General features: G+C 63.9%; 14 protein-coding genes. 7 read left to right on the top strand and 7 right to left on the bottom strand.

Features of this window, described 5'->3' with window-relative positions; genetic code table 11:
• Positions 1 to 91: 91 nt before the first annotated feature.
• The 4 genes from JQ628_RS08705 (at position 92) to JQ628_RS08690 (ending at position 4,145) form a co-directional block, all read left to right on the top strand.
• Positions 92 to 1,444, top strand: coding sequence for a tetratricopeptide repeat protein (locus JQ628_RS08705; RefSeq protein WP_212221903.1), 1,353 nt, complete (start codon positions 92 to 94; stop codon positions 1,442 to 1,444).
• A gap of 94 nt (positions 1,445 to 1,538) precedes the next feature.
• Positions 1,539 to 3,449, top strand: coding sequence for a propionyl-CoA synthetase (locus JQ628_RS08700; protein ID WP_212221902.1), 1,911 nt, complete (start codon positions 1,539 to 1,541; stop codon positions 3,447 to 3,449).
• 217 nt (positions 3,450 to 3,666) lie between these two features.
• Positions 3,667 to 3,918, top strand: a complete 252-nt coding sequence (locus tag JQ628_RS08695; protein ID WP_212221900.1) for a hypothetical protein — start codon at positions 3,667 to 3,669, stop codon at positions 3,916 to 3,918.
• Positions 3,919 to 3,938: 20 nt separating this feature from the next.
• A complete protein-coding gene (locus JQ628_RS08690; protein ID WP_212221896.1) occupies positions 3,939 to 4,145 on the top strand; it encodes a DUF6494 family protein in 207 nt (68 codons plus the stop codon).
• A 197-nt stretch (positions 4,146 to 4,342) separates the two neighbouring features.
• Here JQ628_RS08690 and JQ628_RS08685 read toward each other — a convergent pair whose 3' ends face one another.
• Positions 4,343 to 5,035: a DUF1013 domain-containing protein gene (locus JQ628_RS08685; protein WP_212221894.1), complete on the bottom strand. Its 693-nt coding sequence runs from the start codon at positions 5,033 to 5,035 to the stop codon at positions 4,343 to 4,345.
• A gap of 227 nt (positions 5,036 to 5,262) precedes the next feature.
• Here JQ628_RS08685 and ispH point away from each other — a divergent pair, with 227 nt between their 5' ends.
• The 3 genes from ispH to rnhA are packed head-to-tail and all read left to right on the top strand — an operon-like array spanning position 5,263 to position 7,663.
• Positions 5,263 to 6,225: a 4-hydroxy-3-methylbut-2-enyl diphosphate reductase gene (gene ispH / locus JQ628_RS08680; RefSeq protein WP_212221892.1), complete on the top strand. Its 963-nt coding sequence runs from the start codon at positions 5,263 to 5,265 to the stop codon at positions 6,223 to 6,225.
• Positions 6,226 to 6,233: 8 nt separating this feature from the next.
• Positions 6,234 to 7,214, top strand: coding sequence for a homoserine kinase (locus JQ628_RS08675; RefSeq protein ID WP_212221890.1), 981 nt, complete (start codon positions 6,234 to 6,236; stop codon positions 7,212 to 7,214).
• Positions 7,202 to 7,663: a ribonuclease HI gene (rnhA, locus tag JQ628_RS08670; protein ID WP_212221889.1), complete on the top strand. Its 462-nt coding sequence runs from the start codon at positions 7,202 to 7,204 to the stop codon at positions 7,661 to 7,663. Before JQ628_RS08675 ends, rnhA begins: the two co-directional genes overlap by 13 nt.
• 187 nt (positions 7,664 to 7,850) lie before the next feature.
• Here rnhA and JQ628_RS08665 read toward each other — a convergent pair whose 3' ends face one another.
• The 6 genes from JQ628_RS08665 to JQ628_RS08640 all read right to left on the bottom strand — a co-directional run bounded on the left by JQ628_RS08665 (position 7,851) and on the right by JQ628_RS08640 (position 15,706).
• Complete coding sequence (locus tag JQ628_RS08665) at positions 7,851 to 8,336, bottom strand: peroxiredoxin (protein WP_212221888.1); 486 nt, start codon at positions 8,334 to 8,336, stop codon at positions 7,851 to 7,853.
• Between the two features lie 108 nt (positions 8,337 to 8,444).
• Positions 8,445 to 9,020: a DUF924 family protein gene (locus JQ628_RS08660; RefSeq protein ID WP_212221886.1), complete on the bottom strand. Its 576-nt coding sequence runs from the start codon at positions 9,018 to 9,020 to the stop codon at positions 8,445 to 8,447.
• Between the two features lie 21 nt (positions 9,021 to 9,041).
• On the bottom strand, positions 9,042 to 10,727 hold the full coding sequence (locus JQ628_RS08655; RefSeq protein WP_212221885.1) for a long-chain fatty acid--CoA ligase: 1,686 nt from the start codon (positions 10,725 to 10,727) through the stop codon (positions 9,042 to 9,044).
• Between the two features lie 195 nt (positions 10,728 to 10,922).
• A complete protein-coding gene (locus JQ628_RS08650; protein ID WP_212221884.1) occupies positions 10,923 to 12,392 on the bottom strand; it encodes a D-alanyl-D-alanine carboxypeptidase family protein in 1,470 nt (489 codons plus the stop codon).
• Between the two features lie 239 nt (positions 12,393 to 12,631).
• Complete coding sequence (locus JQ628_RS08645; protein ID WP_212221882.1) at positions 12,632 to 14,434, bottom strand: glucan ABC transporter ATP-binding protein/ permease; 1,803 nt, start codon at positions 14,432 to 14,434, stop codon at positions 12,632 to 12,634.
• Positions 14,435 to 14,659: 225 nt separating this feature from the next.
• Positions 14,660 to 15,706, bottom strand: coding sequence for an ABC transporter substrate-binding protein (locus tag JQ628_RS08640; RefSeq protein WP_212221880.1), 1,047 nt, complete (start codon positions 15,704 to 15,706; stop codon positions 14,660 to 14,662).
• Positions 15,707 to 15,779 lie beyond the last annotated feature (73 nt).

Raw genomic sequence — 15,779 nt, 5'->3', positions numbered from 1 at the left:
CCGGCTCTCGAACCTTGGAGGGGGCTCCTGCGACAAACCGTCCGAACGCGGCATTGCCGCTCCGTCCGCCCATCAATTTCAAGAGCCGATCATGCGATCCTTTGTTTCAGCGGTTGCCGCAACTGCGGTGTTTGCCGGCACCATGCTTTGTTTCCTCCCGGCCAGCGCCCAACCCACCCTCGATCTGCCGGTTTGCGCGCCGCTGACGGTTGCCGCACCGGCAGCGCTGCTCGAAAGCTGCAACATGGTGATCGACAACCCGGCAACGTCGGAGACTGATCGTCTGGATGCGATGATCACCCGTGCCGCGGCGCTGCATGGCAATGGCCAAACCGCCAAGGCGCTGGCCGAGATCGATGCGGTCGTGGCCCGGGATCCCAACCGTGCCCGCGCCTTCCGCGCCCGCGGCGAAATCTTTCGCACCAGCGGCAAGATCGAAGCCGCGCTCGAAGCGCTGAACCAGGCCATTCGGCTGGATCCCGACAATGCCAACGGCTACGCCAACCGCGCCAATGCCTTCAACAATGCCGGCAAGTACGATCGAGCGATCGAAGACTACAACGAAGCGCTCCGGCTCAAGCCCGATTTCGCGCAGGTCTTTTCCGATCGTGGTGCGGCCTGGTATTTCAAGGGCGAGTACCAGAAGGCTATCGCCGATTTCGATGAGGCGATCCGCCTCGATCCGGACCGGGCGCGGACCTACACCAACCGCGGCGCGGCGTACCGCAAGCTCGGGCGCACCCAGAAGGCGCTCGACGACGACACGGCGGCGATCCGGATCGACCCGAGCCAGCCGGAATTCTTCGACAATCGCGGACTGCATCTGGCGGCCAACGGCGACTACAAGAGCGCGATCGCCGACTATGACGAGGCGATCAAGCTTCATCCCGAACCGAAATTCCTCACCAATCGCGGCGATTCCTGGCAGGCGCTGAAGGACTACGACCGCGCCATTGCCGACTACGACGCGGCGTTGAAGCTGGATTCGAAATTCCAGCGCGCATACAACAACCGCGGTACCGCCTGGCGCAGGAAGGGCGACCGCATCCGCGCCTTGCAGGATTATGCCGAGGCTGTCAGGCTCGATCCCTCGGACAAGAACGCCGCCTCCAACCATCGGGAGCTGGCGCTCGAGAACGAACGGCTTGGCGCGCTGGCCTATCAGAACCTGGCGAGCTTCAATTGTGCCACTGCGAAGCGGTCGGTGGAGAAGGCGATCTGTGCCGATCCCGGCCTCGCCCAGCTCGACCGCAACATCAACGACGTGTTCCTGAAGGCAGTCGCAAGTGCGCAAGCCGACAGCCAGCGCACGGCGCTGGCGCTGACCAAGGAGCAGCGCGAGTTCATCAGCCAGCGCAACGCCTCGTTCGGCCGCAGCGGCTACGATCTGCGGCAGGCGATGGAGCAGCGGCTCGCTGCGCTCAATACCATCGCCCAAAGGTAGATTTGGCCAAATGATCGAGCCTGTTCCGGCTTGATCTCTCTCCGCTTCCCGTGACAATGGCGTAAAGACGCGCCACTGGCGCGGGAGGAACGCCATGAACATTCACGAGAAAAGCCGCTATCGCGACGTCCATGCCCGCTCGCTCGCCGATCCCGAGGGCTTTTGGGCCGAGGCCGCGCGCGAGATCGACTGGATCGAGCCGGCGAAGAAGGTTTTTGATCCTGCCCTTGGCCTCTATGGCCGCTGGTTTTCGGGTGCCAAGGTCAACACCTGCTACAACGCGCTCGATCGCCATGTTGCCGGCGGCCGCGCCGACCAGCTCGCGCTGATCCACGACTCGCCGCTCCAGGGCAGGGTCACAAAGTTTACCTATGCCGAACTGCTGCATGAGGTGAAGTCGCTCGCCGCCATCATGCAGGATTTCGGCGTCGCCAAAGGCGACCGCGTCATCCTCTATATGCCGATGGTGCCGGAAGCGGTGGTCGCGATGCTCGCCTGCGCACGCATCGGCGCGGTGCACTCTGTGGTGTTCGGTGGCTTCGCCGCCAAGGAGCTCGCCACCCGCATCGAGGATGCCAAACCAAAGCTGATCTTCTCGGCAAGCTGCGGGCTCGAGCCCGGCCGCATCGTGCAGTACAAGCCGCTGCTCGATGAAGCGATCAAGCTTTCCACCGCGAAACCCGATGCCTGCATCATCCTGCAACGGCCGCAGCAGACCTGCGAACTCGTCTCCGGCCGCGATCATGACTGGGCGGCGCTTCGGGCGAACGCAATCGCGGCAAAAAAATCCGCCGATTGCGTCGCGGTCGAGGCCACCGATCCGCTCTACATCCTCTACACCTCGGGCACGACAGGCATTCCCAAGGGCGTGGTGCGCGACAATGGCGGCCATCTGGTTGCGGTCAAATGGTCGATGTTCAACCTCTATGGCGTCAAGCCCGGCGAGATCTGGTGGTGCGGCTCCGACATCGGCTGGGTGGTCGGGCACAGCTACATCGTCTACGGGCCGCTGATCCATGGCGCGACCTCGATCATGTATGAGGGCAAGCCGGTCGGCACGCCCGATGCCGGCGCGTTCTGGCGCGTGATCAGCGAGCACAAGGCGGTGGCCTTCTTCACCGCGCCGACCGCGTTCCGCGCCATCAAGAAGGAAGACCCGGACGGGAAGTTCATCCGGCAATATGATCTGTCCGCATTCCGCACGCTGTTCCTGGCCGGCGAGCGCGCCGATCCGCCGACGGTGGAATGGGCGGAGCAGCACTTGAAGGTGCCCGTGATCGATCACTGGTGGCAGACCGAAACCGGCTGGTGCATCGCCGGCAATCCGATCGGTCTTGGCATGCTGCCGGTGAAACACGGCTCGCCCACGGTGCCGATGCCGGGCTATCAGGTCGATGTCGTCGATGAAGCCGCAAAGCCTTTGCCCGCCGGCACCATGGGCTCGATCGTGATCAAGCTGCCGATGCCGCCGGGCTGCCTGCCGACGCTGTGGCAGCAGGATGCGCGCTTCAAGGAGGCCTACCTCACCGAATTCCCCGGCTACTACAAGACCTCGGATGCCGGCTATCGGGATGCGGACGGCTACGTCTGGGTGATGGGCCGCACCGACGACATCATCAATGTCGCCGGCCACCGCCTCTCCACCGGCGGCATGGAAGAAATTTTGGCCTCGCATCCGGATGTCGCCGAATGCGCGGTGCTCGGCATCAACGATGCGATCAAGGGCGAGGTGCCCTGCGGCTTCCTGGTGTTGAAGGCCGGCGTGAACAAGGACCCGGCCGAGGTGGAGAAGGAAGTCGTCGCGCTGGTGCGCGAAAAGCTCGGCCCGGTCGCCGCCTTCAAGCTCGCGATCACGGTCGGCCGACTGCCGAAGACGCGTTCCGGCAAGATTTTGCGCGGAACCATCAAGAAGATCGCCGACGGCGATCCCTGGACCATGCCGGCGACGATCGAGGACCCGAAGGTGCTGGACGAGATCGGCGACGCGCTGAAGGGCAGGGTGTAGCGTTATTCCGCCCGCGTCATTCCGGGGCGCGACGAAGTCGCGAGCCCGGAATCCATAACCACTATCGGGAGTATGGATTCCGGGCTCGTGCTGCGCACGCCCCGGAATGACGGCCTATCTCATGGTTCGGGCACCCATCAATCTTCCAAAAATGCCTTGATTTCGATGGATTGCCGGGTCAAGCCCGGCAATGACGAACTCGAAAGGGCGGCTCAAAATGCGCTTCCATCTGGCACTTGTACTCGTAGCTCCCCTGCTCGCCGGCTGCCTCGAACGCGGCCAGCCGGTCATGGTCGACTCGTCGGCCGATGACGACGCCTATTGCCGCTCCAATGCGGCGGTGGGCTCGAACGACTACGTCAACTGCCGCAAGAACCGCGACGTCCAGCGCGGCAATGCCAACGCCCGCGCCGATCGCGCCCAGCGAAACCTCGCCGAGCAGATGCTGAACAACCCGACGAGGCCTTGAGGATTTTTGAGGAGGCATTGATGAACGAAGACGTTTTCAACACCAGCCTGCGCGGCTTCCTGAAGAAAGTCGGCATCACCTCTCAGCGCGAAATCGAAAAGGCTATCCGCACCGCGATCGAAGCCGGCAAGCTCAAGGGCAACGAAACACTGCCGGCCAAGATGGTGCTGACCATCGGCGGCGTGAGTCTCACGCACGAGATCGCGGGCGAGATCGAATTGGGTTAAGCCTCGCTGTCGTCACCCGCGCAGGCGGGTGACCCAGTATTCCAGAGACGTCAGCGATCGAACCGAGGGGCCGCGGCGTACTGGATGCCCGCCTTCGCGGGCATGACGGCAAGTGCACGGCTAATGTCTCCAACAAAAAAGCGCAGCAGGTTTCCCTACCGCGCTTTTCAAAATTCAAATCGCATCCGAAGGAGTCCTTACTCCTCCTCGCTCCGCTTCCCGCCGATATTCTTCAACTTCGCAAACACGGCATCGACATTGAGATCGTCGCTGCTCTTCTCCGCGTGCTCGACCTCTTCCTCCTTGCGCGTGGTCTCGGAGGCCGGCAGCAGGGTGGCGCCGCCGTAATTGGCCGGCACCGGCTTTTCCTTGGCGGCGCGCTGCACCTCGAAATCGAGTTCGATCTGGGAGCACAGGCCGAGCGTCACCGGGTCCATCGGGGTCAGGGTCGAGGCGTTCCAGTGGGTGCGGTCGCGCACGCTGGCGATCGTGGTCTTGGTGGTGCCGACCAGGCGCATGATCTGCGCGTCCTTCAGTTCGGGATGGTTGCGCACCAGCCAGAGGATCGCGCTCGGCCGCTCATGGCGGCGCGACACCGGGGTGTAGCGCGGGCCCTTCTTCTTGGCGGCCGGCGGCAGCACCACCTTGCTCTGCTCAAGCTTGAGGCGGTACTCCGGGTCGTTTTCGCCCTTTTCGATCTCCTGGCGGGTCAATTGCCCGTTGGAGATCGGGTCCATGCCCTTGATGCCCTGGGCGGCGTCGCCGTCGGCAATGGCGCGGATCTCCAGCGGGTGCATTTTGGTGAAATCCGCCACCTGGTCGAAGGTGAGGGCGGTATTATCCAACAGCCACACGGCAGTTGCCTTTGGCATCAGCGGGGCGTTGCTCATGGCAAATCTCCTTTGCGCTTCGCCCATCTCTGGGAGGCGAAGCCGGTAGTCATCAGCGATGACGGAATTTGAACCGTATATAGACCCTGGGGCACCAATCGCGCAATGGCCCAGCAAAAGTGCCTTGACACCGCGCCCAACGAGTCCCAAGTCCTTACCCGAACTGGCCGTTCCCCGCCCGCCGGCGAGGGGTGATTCGGTCCCAAAATGGCCCCATGTCAGCGACCATGAACGCCAAACCAGACCTCAGAATCGTGCTTTGTTCCCCTCGCGGCTTCTGCGCCGGGGTGGTGCGGGCCATCGACACCGTGGAACGGGCGCTCGCCATCTATGGCGCCCCGGTCTACGTCCGCCACGAGATCGTCCACAATCGCTATGTGGTCGACAGCCTGAAGACCAAGGGCGCGATCTTTGTCGAGGAGCTGGAAGAGATCCCCGACAATACCAACGCCCCCGTGGTGTTCTCCGCCCATGGCGTGCCGAAATCGGTTCCGGCCGAGGCCAAGGCGCGCAACTTCTTCTCGCTGGATGCGACCTGCCCGCTGGTCACGAAAGTGCACCGCGAGGCGGCGATCCATTTCAAGCGCGGCCGCGAAATCCTGCTGATCGGGCATTCCCATCATCCGGAAGTGGTCGGCACGCTCGGCCAGTTGCCGCAGGGCGCGGTGACGCTGATCGAGACCGCCGATGACGCCAAGACCTTCACGCCGAAAAACCCTGACAACCTCGCCTTCGTCACCCAGACGACGCTGTCGATCGACGACACCGCCGAGATCGTCGCGATGCTGAAGGAGCGTTTTCCGAACATCTCCGGTCCGCACAAGGAAGACATCTGCTACGCCACCACCAACCGCCAGCTCGCGGTGAAGAAGGTGGCCCCCGTGGTGGATGCGCTGATCGTGGTCGGCGCGCCGAATTCTTCGAACTCGCAGCGGCTGCGCGAAGTAGCCGAACGCGAGGGCTGCAAGATTTCGGTGCTGGCGCAGCGCGCCAGCGACATCGACTGGAAGCGCTTTGAAGGCATCAAGAGCCTCGGCATCACGGCAGGCGCCTCCGCGCCGGAAGTGATCGTCGAGGAGATCATGGGCGCCTTTGCCGAGCGCTACGAGCTGCATGTGGAGACGGTCTCGGCCGCGGAAGAGAACGAGTTCTTCCCGCTGCCGCGCTCGGTGCGCCCCGACGCAGCATAGGCGTAGCCATGGCGGTCTACACCGACGTCGCCGCCGAAGAGCTTGCGGAATTTTTGAAAGGTTACGACATCGGCGAATTGCTCTCCTACAAGGGCATCGCCGAGGGCGTCGAGAATTCCAATTTTCTGATGCACACCTCGACGGGCGCCTACATCCTCACGCTCTACGAGAAGCGCGTGGCGGCCGACGACCTGCCGTACTTCCTGTCGCTGATGGCGCATCTGGCCGAGCGAGGCGTGAGCTGTCCGCAGCCGGCAAGGAACCGCAGCGGCGCGGTCTACAGCGAACTGGCCGGCCGCCCCGCGGCGATCATCAATTTTCTCGAAGGCATGTGGCCGCGCCGGCCGAATGTCGCGCATTGCAGCGGCGTCGGCGAAGCGCTCGCGAAGATGCATGTCGCGGGCCGCGACTTTCCGATGTTCCGCAAGAATCCATTGTCGGTCGGCGGCTGGCGGCAGCTCGTTGAGCGCGCCGCCGATCGCGCCGACAGCGTGCAGGCGGGCCTTCGCAACTTCATCGCGGCCGAGCTCGACTATCTCGAGACGCGCTGGCCGATCGATTTGCCGGTCGGTGTCATCCATGCCGACCTGTTTCCGGACAACGTGTTCTTTCTCGGCGACAAGCTGTCCGGGCTGATCGACTTTCCGTTCTCCTGCAACGACATCCTCGCCTATGACGTCGCGATCTGCCTCAACGCCTGGTGCTTTGAGTCGGATCACTCCTTCAACGTCACCAAGGCGCGCGCGCTGCTGAGCGCCTATGGCCGCGGGCGCGCGCTTTCCGCCGCCGAGGAAGAGGCGATGCCGCTATTGGCGCGCGGCGCGGCGCTGCGCTTTTTGCTCACGCGTCTCGTCGATTTCCTCAACGTACCCCCGGGCGCGCTGGTGAAGCCAAAGGATCCGCTGGAATACGTCCGCAAGCTGCGCTTCCAGCAGAGCGTGCAAAGCCTGCGCGACTACGGCGTGACGCCGGCGGGATGCGCGGCGTGAGCGGCAAGCCGCATGTTACGATCTTCACCGACGGCGCCTGCTCCGGAAATCCCGGACCGGGCGGCTGGGGCGCGGTCCTGTGCTTTGGCGATGTCGAGAAGGAATTGAAGGGCGGCGAGGCCCACACCACCAACAACCGCATGGAGCTGATGGCGGCGATCTCGGCGCTGGAGGCGCTGAAAAAATCGTGCGTCGTGGATCTGACCACCGACAGCCAGTATGTCCGCCAGGGCATCACGGGCTGGATTCACGGCTGGAAAAAGAACGGCTGGCGCACCGCGGACAAGAAGCCGGTGAAGAACGCCGAGCTCTGGCAACGCCTCGATGCCGCGCTGAAGCCGCACGAGGTGCGCTGGCACTGGATCAAGGGCCACGCCGGCCACGCCGAAAACGAGCGCGCCGATCAATTGGCGCGCGAGGGCGTGGCCATGGCGCGGTTGAAGGGCTGACTTCTTCCCCTCTCCCCTTGTGGGAGAGGGTGGACGCGATGCAAAGCATCGCGGACGGGTGAGGGGTCTGTCTCCGCGACGCAGACCTCTCATGAGGCGTTCTTTCCGCGCGGATAGAACCCCTCATCCGGCGCGCTGCGCGCGCCACCTTCTCCCACAAGGGGAGAAGGAAGAAAGCGACCGCGGTTTACAACTGCCCCAGCAGCGTGTCGCCGCCTGACACTTCGACCTTGCCGGGCGCCGGCTCGAGGTTGAGCTTCTTCACCACGCCGTCTTCCACCAGCATGGAGTAGCGCTTGGAGCGGATGCCGAGGCCGTTGCCGGAGGCGTCCAGCTCCATGCCGATCGCCTTGGTAAAGTCGGCATTGCCGTCGGCGAGGAAGGTGGCTTCATCGCGCTGGTCGGTGTCGCGCTTCCAGGCGTTCATGACGAAGGCGTCGTTGACCGAGACGATCGCGATGGTGTTCACGCCCTTGTCCTTGATGGCATAGGCGTTGAGGAAAATGCTTGGCAGATGCATCTTGTGGCAGGTGCCGGTATAGGCGCCGGGCACCGCGAACAGCGCCACCTTCTTGCCCTTGAAAATGTCGTCGGTGGTTTTGACCTGCGGACCTTCCGCGGTCATGACGCGGAATTTCGCTTCCGGCAGCTTGTCGCCAACTTGGATCGCCATCGTTCGTTTCTCCCTGAAATGCGGATTGTGTCTTAGACCGGGCAGGTGGCGGGCACAATATTGAGCAAGGGAAATTGGGCAAGCCAAAAACGGCAATGGCCGGTGGCTTCACCGTTCTGTCATCAGCCCCGAAAAGCCGCCTTCGTCGAGCCATGCCTGCTCCTCGGCCGTGGTGGCGCGGCCCAGCAGGCGGTTGCGGTGGGGAAAGCGGCCGAAGCGGCGGATGATTTCGGCATGGTGCGCGGCCCATTTGGCGCTCTCGGCAAGACCGGCCGCTTGCGACAGCTCGATACAGCGGAGCTGGTCTTCCAGCCGTTCGGAATGCATTAAAGGCAGATAGAGGAATTCACGAAGCGCCGGATCGATCCGGCCGTCCACGCCGGCCTCGATCGCGCGGCGCGCCGCCTCGCGCGCCCGCGCATCGCTGGCATAGGTCTGCGCATCGCCGCGGAACATGTTGCGGGGAAACTGGTCGAGCACGAGGACGAGCGCAAGCAGCCCGTCATCGCTCTCTTGCCAGGGCAATTCTGAAGGCAATTCGCCTGCCGCGGCCTGCTGCCACAGGTCGAGGAAGCGCCGGCGCACTTCCGCGTCGAACGCGGCATCGGGCGTGTACCAGCGGTCGGGGCCGGCGTCGCGCCAGAACGCCAGAATATCGGCCGGCGCGACGGTTGACGTAACCATTGTCGGGCGTCGGCGCGGCCCTCAGGCCGCCGCCTTCTTCTTCTCGTCACGCAGCTCGCGGCGCAGGATTTTTCCGACATTGGTCTTGGGAAGATCGGTCCTGAACTCGATCTGCTTGGGCACCTTGTAGGCGGTCAGCTGAGTGCCGCAATATTTGATGACGTCGTCGGCGGTGAGGTTCTGGTCCTTCTTGACGATGAAGGCCTTTACCGCCTCGCCGGACTTGGAATCTTCCACGCCGATCACGGCAACTTCCAGCACGCCCGGATGGGTCGCGATCACGTCCTCGATCTCGTTCGGGAAGACGTTGAAGCCGGAGACCAGGATCATGTCCTTCTTGCGGTCCACGATCTTGGTGTAGCCGCGCTCATCCATCACGCCGATGTCGCCGGTGCGGAAGAAGCCGTCCGCTGTCATCACGGCGGCGGTCTCCTCCGGCCGATTCCAGTAACCCGACATCACCTGCGGACCCTTGGCGCAGATTTCGCCACGCTCGCCGAGCGGCACTTCGTTGCCGTCGTCGTCGCGGATCGAAATGTAGGTCGAGGGCACCGGGATGCCGATCGAGCCGGAGAACTGGTCGGTGTCCGCGGGGTTGCAGGTCAGCGTCGGCGAGGTTTCGGAGAGGCCATAGCCTTCCGACAGCGCGCAGCCGGTCACCTTCAGCCATTTCTCGGCGACTGCCTTTTGTGTCGCCATGCCGCCGCCGAACGAGGTCTTCAGCTTGGAGAAGTCGACCTTGTCGAAGCCGGGCGAGTTCAACAGCCCGTTGTACAGCGTGTTGACCGCAGGGAAGCTGTTGACCTGATACTTCATCAATTCCTTGATGAAGCCCGGCATGTCGCGCGGGTTCGGGATCAGCAGATTGACGCCGCCCGCGCGCACCGCCAGCAGGAAGCAGGCGGTCAGTGCGAAGATGTGATAGAGCGGCAGCGCGCAGACGATGAAGAGCTGCTCGACATGCGGCGGCTTCTTCAGCGCCGGCTGGAGCCAGGCGTCGTTCTGCAAGACGTTGGCGAGGATGTTGCGGTGGAGCAGCGTCGCGCCCTTGGAGACGCCGGTGGTGCCGCCGGTATATTGCAGGAAGGCGACGTCGTTCAGGGTGAGCTGCGGCTTGTTCAGCTTCTTACCGCGCCCTGCGGAAACCGCATCGTTGAAGGCGACCGCGCCGGGGATCGACCAGGCCGGCACCATCTTCTTCACGCGCCGCACCACCAGATTGACGATCACGCCCTTGAAGCCGAGCAGGTCGCCCATGCTGCCGACGATCACGTGCTTGACCGAGGTCTTCGCGATCACCTGCTGCACCGTGGTGGCAAAGTTCTCCAGCACGATGATGGCTTCGGCGCCGGAATCCTTGAGCTGATGCTCGAGCTCGCGCGGGGTGTAGAGCGGGTTGACGTTGACCACGGTGAAGCCGGCGCGCAGCACGGCCGCGGTCGAGACCGGATATTGCAGCACGTTCGGCATCATCAGCGCGACGCGCGCGCCCTTTTGCAGACCCTTGCTTTGCAGGTAGGCGCCGAGTGCCGTCGACATCTCGTCGAGGTCGCGGTAGCTGATCGACTTGTCCATGCAGATGAACGCCTTGCGATCGGCGAATTTCTTGAAGCTCTCTTCCAGCAGTTCGACGAGCGAAGAGTATTGCGTCACGTCGATATCGGACGGCACGCCGGCCGGGTATTGCTTGAGCCAGATCCGCTCCATGGTCTTCCCCTCTATATCTTCTATTATCTATTGGTTGCTTCCCGCATCCTGGGCCGGGACCGCCTTGTTTTCGTCAGTATTGGCAATGCAGCCCAAGATGGCAAGCGGCTGCGCGTTATGGACGCATCGGCAATGATCACGAAAATGCAGTTAACCGCCGCAAGGACGGCTCAGATCGGCGGCACGCGCTAGCCGCTAGCTGGCAGGCTTGGCCTCGTTCTTCGGCGCTGCAGCCTTCGGCTTCGCCGGCTTCGGCGCGGGTGCCGCCGTGGCGGCGGCCGCAGGCTTCGCGGCCGCCGGCTTGGCGGCGACGGGCTTGGCAGTGGCAGGCTTGGCGGCAGCTTCCGGTTTGACCGCAGCTTCCGGTTTCGCGGTGGCGTGCCGCACCGGCTTGGCAGCGGCCGGCTTGGCCGCCTGCTTCGCCTCGGGCTTGGCTGCCGGTTTGGCGTCGGGCTTTGCTTCCGCCACGGCAGCGGCCGGCTTATGTGCGCGCGATTTCTTTCCGCGCCGCTCCGTCTGCTTGTCGGCGTCGGTCGCAACGGCCGCGATCAGCGCCGCGCCGGTCTTCTTCGGCCCGGTATAGACCACCATCGGCTCCACCGGGCCGGTGCTCTCCAGCAGCAATTCGGAAGGCTTTGCCATCGGAGCTTGCAGGCCTGCGGTGAAGAAGGTCACGGCGCTCTCGCCGCTGGAAGCGCTGCCGCTGGCAACGGTCATGGAGGCTTCGTCTTCGTCGGTTGCCGGACGCTTGCGCTTGCCGCCGCACATTTCGTCGCGCAGGTTCGGCGGCGAGGCGTCGATCGGCGCGAGGGCCTCCACCGAACCCATCGAAGGCCTCAGCCACGCCAGGCTGTTGTTGGCAAAGCCGCGCTCGAGCAGTTGCGCGGCTTTGACCGCGCGGGCCTGTCCCGAGGTCGAGCCGAGCACGACCGCGATCAGCCGCTTGCCGTTGCGCGTGGCGGATGCCACGAGATTATAGCCGGAGGCGCAGATGAAACCGGTCTTGAAACCGTCGGCGCCGGGATAGCGGCCCATCAGCTTGTTGAAATTGTTGGTCACCCGGCGCCCGAAGCGGATCGCGGGGATGTGCACGAAATATTCGTATTCCGGCAGGTCGCGAATGAAGGCGCGCGCGAGGATCGCAAGGTCGCGTGCGGAGGTGATCTGGCCGTCAGCCGGCAGCCCGTTCGGATTGACGTAGGACGTCTGCGTCATGCCGAGGCGTTGCGCGGTCTGGTTCATCATCCCGGAAAAGCCGTCGATCGAGCCGCCGACGCCTTCGGCCAGCACGGCGGCCATGTCGTTGGCCGACTTCACCATCATCATGGCGAGCGCGTTCTCGACGGTGACGATGGTGCCCGGCTTGAAGCCCATCTTCGACGGCGCCTGCGAGGCGGCCACCGGCGATACCGTGAGTGGCGTCTCCAGCGTGAGCTTGCCGTCCTTGACCGCCTTGAGCGTTACATAGGCCGTCATGATCTTGGTGACGGACGCCGGATACCAGGGCATCGTGGCGTTGTCGGCCTGGAGCACCTTTCCGGTGTCGGCCTCGACCACCAGCAGCGCTTCGGCCTTGGCGAAATGAGTTGTGGCGAGAGCAAGAGCCGCAACAAGCGCGGCTTGTTTCAAATGGGGATGACGAAGCAACGGGCGAATGAATGGCACAGTCCGGTTTCCGGTCCTTTGAGACCCGCCTCATCGGGAGGAGGTCTTGAATGTGACGTACGGGTTTCAAGCGTGTCCGGTGCCGTCGCTTGCGGCGCATGCCAACCTATACCGGGTCGGGTTCTCAGAACAGAGGCTAGCCGTGCTAAATCGTGGACGAAATAGGCACAATTTCGACGATGTCCCGAGCACGATCCCGAAAAGTGGGCACTGACTTTCGGGCGAGATCGTGCTCAAACTTAGGTGATCGTGCTCGGATCGGGCTCTGATTTCTCCTTGGGCGGGCGTGCCTGCTCCTGCACCATGAACTGGGCCCGCGCGAGTTCCGCAAAACGGCCGCCTTTGGCCACCAGTTCATCGAAAGTTCCGCTTTCGATCACGCGCCCCCGGTCGAACAGCAGGATGCGGGTGGCGTGACGGATAGTGGAGAGCCGGTGCGCGATCACAAAGGTGGTGCGTCCCTTCATCACCTCGTCCAATGCGGCATTGACCTTGGCCTCGGTGACCGCATCGAGCGCGCTGGTGGCCTCATCCAGGATCAGGATCGGAGGGTCCTTCAGCAGCGCGCGGGCGATCGACAGGCGCTGGCGCTCGCCACCCGACAGCATGCGGCCGCGTTCGCCGGCATGGGTCTCGAATTTCTTCTCGCTGCGCTCGATGAAGTCCAGCGCCTGCGCCCGCGCCGCGGCGGCGCGCATTTCCTCTTCCGTGGCATCCGGCTTGCCGACGCGCAGATTGTCCGAAATCGAGCGGTTGAACAGCAGCGCTTCCTGGAACACCACGCCGATGTTCCGGCGCAGTGCCGTCAGCTTCAGCCCGCGGATGTCCATGCCGTCGATCTTGATGATGCCGGACTGCGGATCGAAGGCGCGATGCAGCAGCGCGATCGCGGTCGATTTGCCCGCGCCGGTCGATCCGACCAGCGCAATGGTCTGTCCCGGCAGCGCGGTGAACGAGAGGTCCTCGATCGCCGGCCGCTTGCCGTCATAGGAGAACGAGACATCGTGGAATTCGACGAGGCCGGAGAGCCGGCCGACTTCCATCGCGCCGGGCCGATCGCGCACCGCCGGCACGGCGTCGAGCACGTCGAAGAATTGCTTCAGGCGAGGGGCTTCCATGAACACGTTGTTGATGAAGCTCACCACCTGCTCGAGCTTCTGGATCAGCATGGTCGCGAACGTCACGAACATCACGATCTCGCCGACCGTGGTCAGCCCGCGCTGGTTCAGCGCGATACCGACCGTGAAGATCGCCAGCACCGTGATGGTGGTGGAAGCCCGCGTAATGACCGTGACGAGCGCCCACCAGGACAGCACGGGCATCTGCGCCGCCAACAGCTTGCTTGCGACAAAACGCAGCCCTTGCACTTCGGAATCGATGCGCACAAAGCTCTGCACCAGCGCGACATTGCCGAGCGCATCGGAGGCGCGCGCGGAGAGGTCGTTATAGTGCTCCTCGACCTCGCTCTGCATGCCGTAGGTCTTGCGCACCACCAGCGTGGTCAGGACGGTGAAGACAATGCAGAGCGCGAACAAGAGGGTCGCGAGCTGCCAGTTGATGTAGAGCGACAGCGGCAGCAGCACCACGACAGACATGATCGCGGCAAAGTGCTCGCGGAAGAAGCCGAGCCACAGCCGCCACAGCGCGTCCGTGCCGTTGAGCATGATCTTCATCAGCGTGCCGGAATGCGTGCCGGTGTGGAAGGTCAGCGGGAGCTGCATGATGTGCTCGAAATAATCGGTCAGCACCGCCTGCCGCTGCCGGTGCGCCAGCCGGTCGGCATGCAATGCGACCGTGGCGCCGCAGACGATCGTGAACAGGCCGAACGCGACCCAGGCGCCGAGCAGCGGCCAGGGCGAGGACGTCGCCAACAGCCCGGTGACGGGCTTTCCGGACATCACGTCGACGATCTTGCCGAACAGCACGGGCTCGGCGAATTGCGCGGCGGCCAGAGCCAGGTTCGCGATGGCGAGGATCCAGCCCAGCCGCGCCTCCTTGCCGAGCAATTCAAGCACGCGGGCGTAAAGGCGAAGCATGGACATGCGGGAGGCGACTCGCAGCGGCGTTTCGGCAGGCTATTCTAAGCAGGGATTCGGAGAGAGGACCACCCAATTTCGCGCAACACTATAACCTCATCCTGAGGAGCGCGCATCGCGCGCGTCTCGAAGGATGGGCCGCGGGCCTCGTGGTTCTCCCGGCGATGCGAAGCATCGTCCGGCATCGGCGCGCTTGCGCGCCTCCTCACCATGAGGAGAGAGGAGCTTCGTTCAATTGATCAACCGCCCGTTGATCGGCGGCAGAAAACTGTCGTCGAAGACATCCGTGGCCGACGGCCGCTTGCGGAACTTGAAATCCTCGGCGACCTGATCGATCGACCGCTCGAAGCGGGCGCCATCGATGCCGCCGAGGCCGTGGCGCCTGACTTCGCCGGTCAGGATGTTGTCGTCGATCACGGCGCGCAGCCGTTCAAGCTCGAGGTCGCGCGATCCGCCGTCCATCCGGCTGACCACCTGGTCCACCGCCTTGGCCGGCTCCTTGATGGCCAGATGGGTGCCGCCGATCACCGCGCGGACAAACCCTCGTACCGCCTCAGGCTTGGCCGCGGCGAAAGCCGGATTGACGATGACGGCAAAACCATAGGACTCGCAGCCATAGTCGGAGAATTTCAGCACGACGAGATCGTCGGCCGGCACGCCGCGATCCCTGAGATTGATCGCCGACAGATAGGAGAAGCCGGTGACGGCATCGACCTGCCCGGCCGACAGCATCGGCTCGCGCACGGCGGCGCTGAGCTGGCTCTGCTTGACGCTCGAAAGCTTGATGCCGTTCAGCCTGGCGACTGCCGGCCAGAGCCTCGCCGACAGGTCGCCGTCGGCGACACCAAGCAATTTGCCCTGGAGGTCGGGCAGCGCGCTGATGCCGCGGCTCTTGCGGGCGATGATGGCGTAGGGCGCCTTGTTGAACAGCACGAACACCGCCTTGATGGGCGCCGGGTCGGCCTTGTCCTTTCCGCCGCGATAGCGGATCAGCGCGTTGATATCGACCAGCGCAAAGTCGCTGGTCCCGGCAGCGACCTTTGCGATCGCATCGGGCGATCCGCTGGCGATGTTGATGGTGACGTTCAGGCCCTCCGCGCCGAACAGCCCGTTGCTCGCGGCCATCACAAACGGCGCGGCCACGGCATCGATCGGGCGGTCGAGCGAGAACTGGATTCCGATGGACTGCGCCCGCGCCGCGCCAGGACACACCACTCCCGCGAGGCCGATCAGCAAGGCCAGGATGAAACGGATGGCGCTGGTCCTGGTTACGCACATGAAGACAGACCGAGAGCTGTTGGCGCCGATGTTGCCGCCGGCGCCATGATGAAATCATGACACCGCGGCGTTA

It is taken from the genome of Bradyrhizobium lablabi, from assembly GCF_018129385.1.
GTDB lineage: Bacteria > Pseudomonadota > Alphaproteobacteria > Rhizobiales > Xanthobacteraceae > Bradyrhizobium > Bradyrhizobium lablabi_C.
This window is presented reverse-complemented; position numbering and strand designations above follow the sequence as displayed.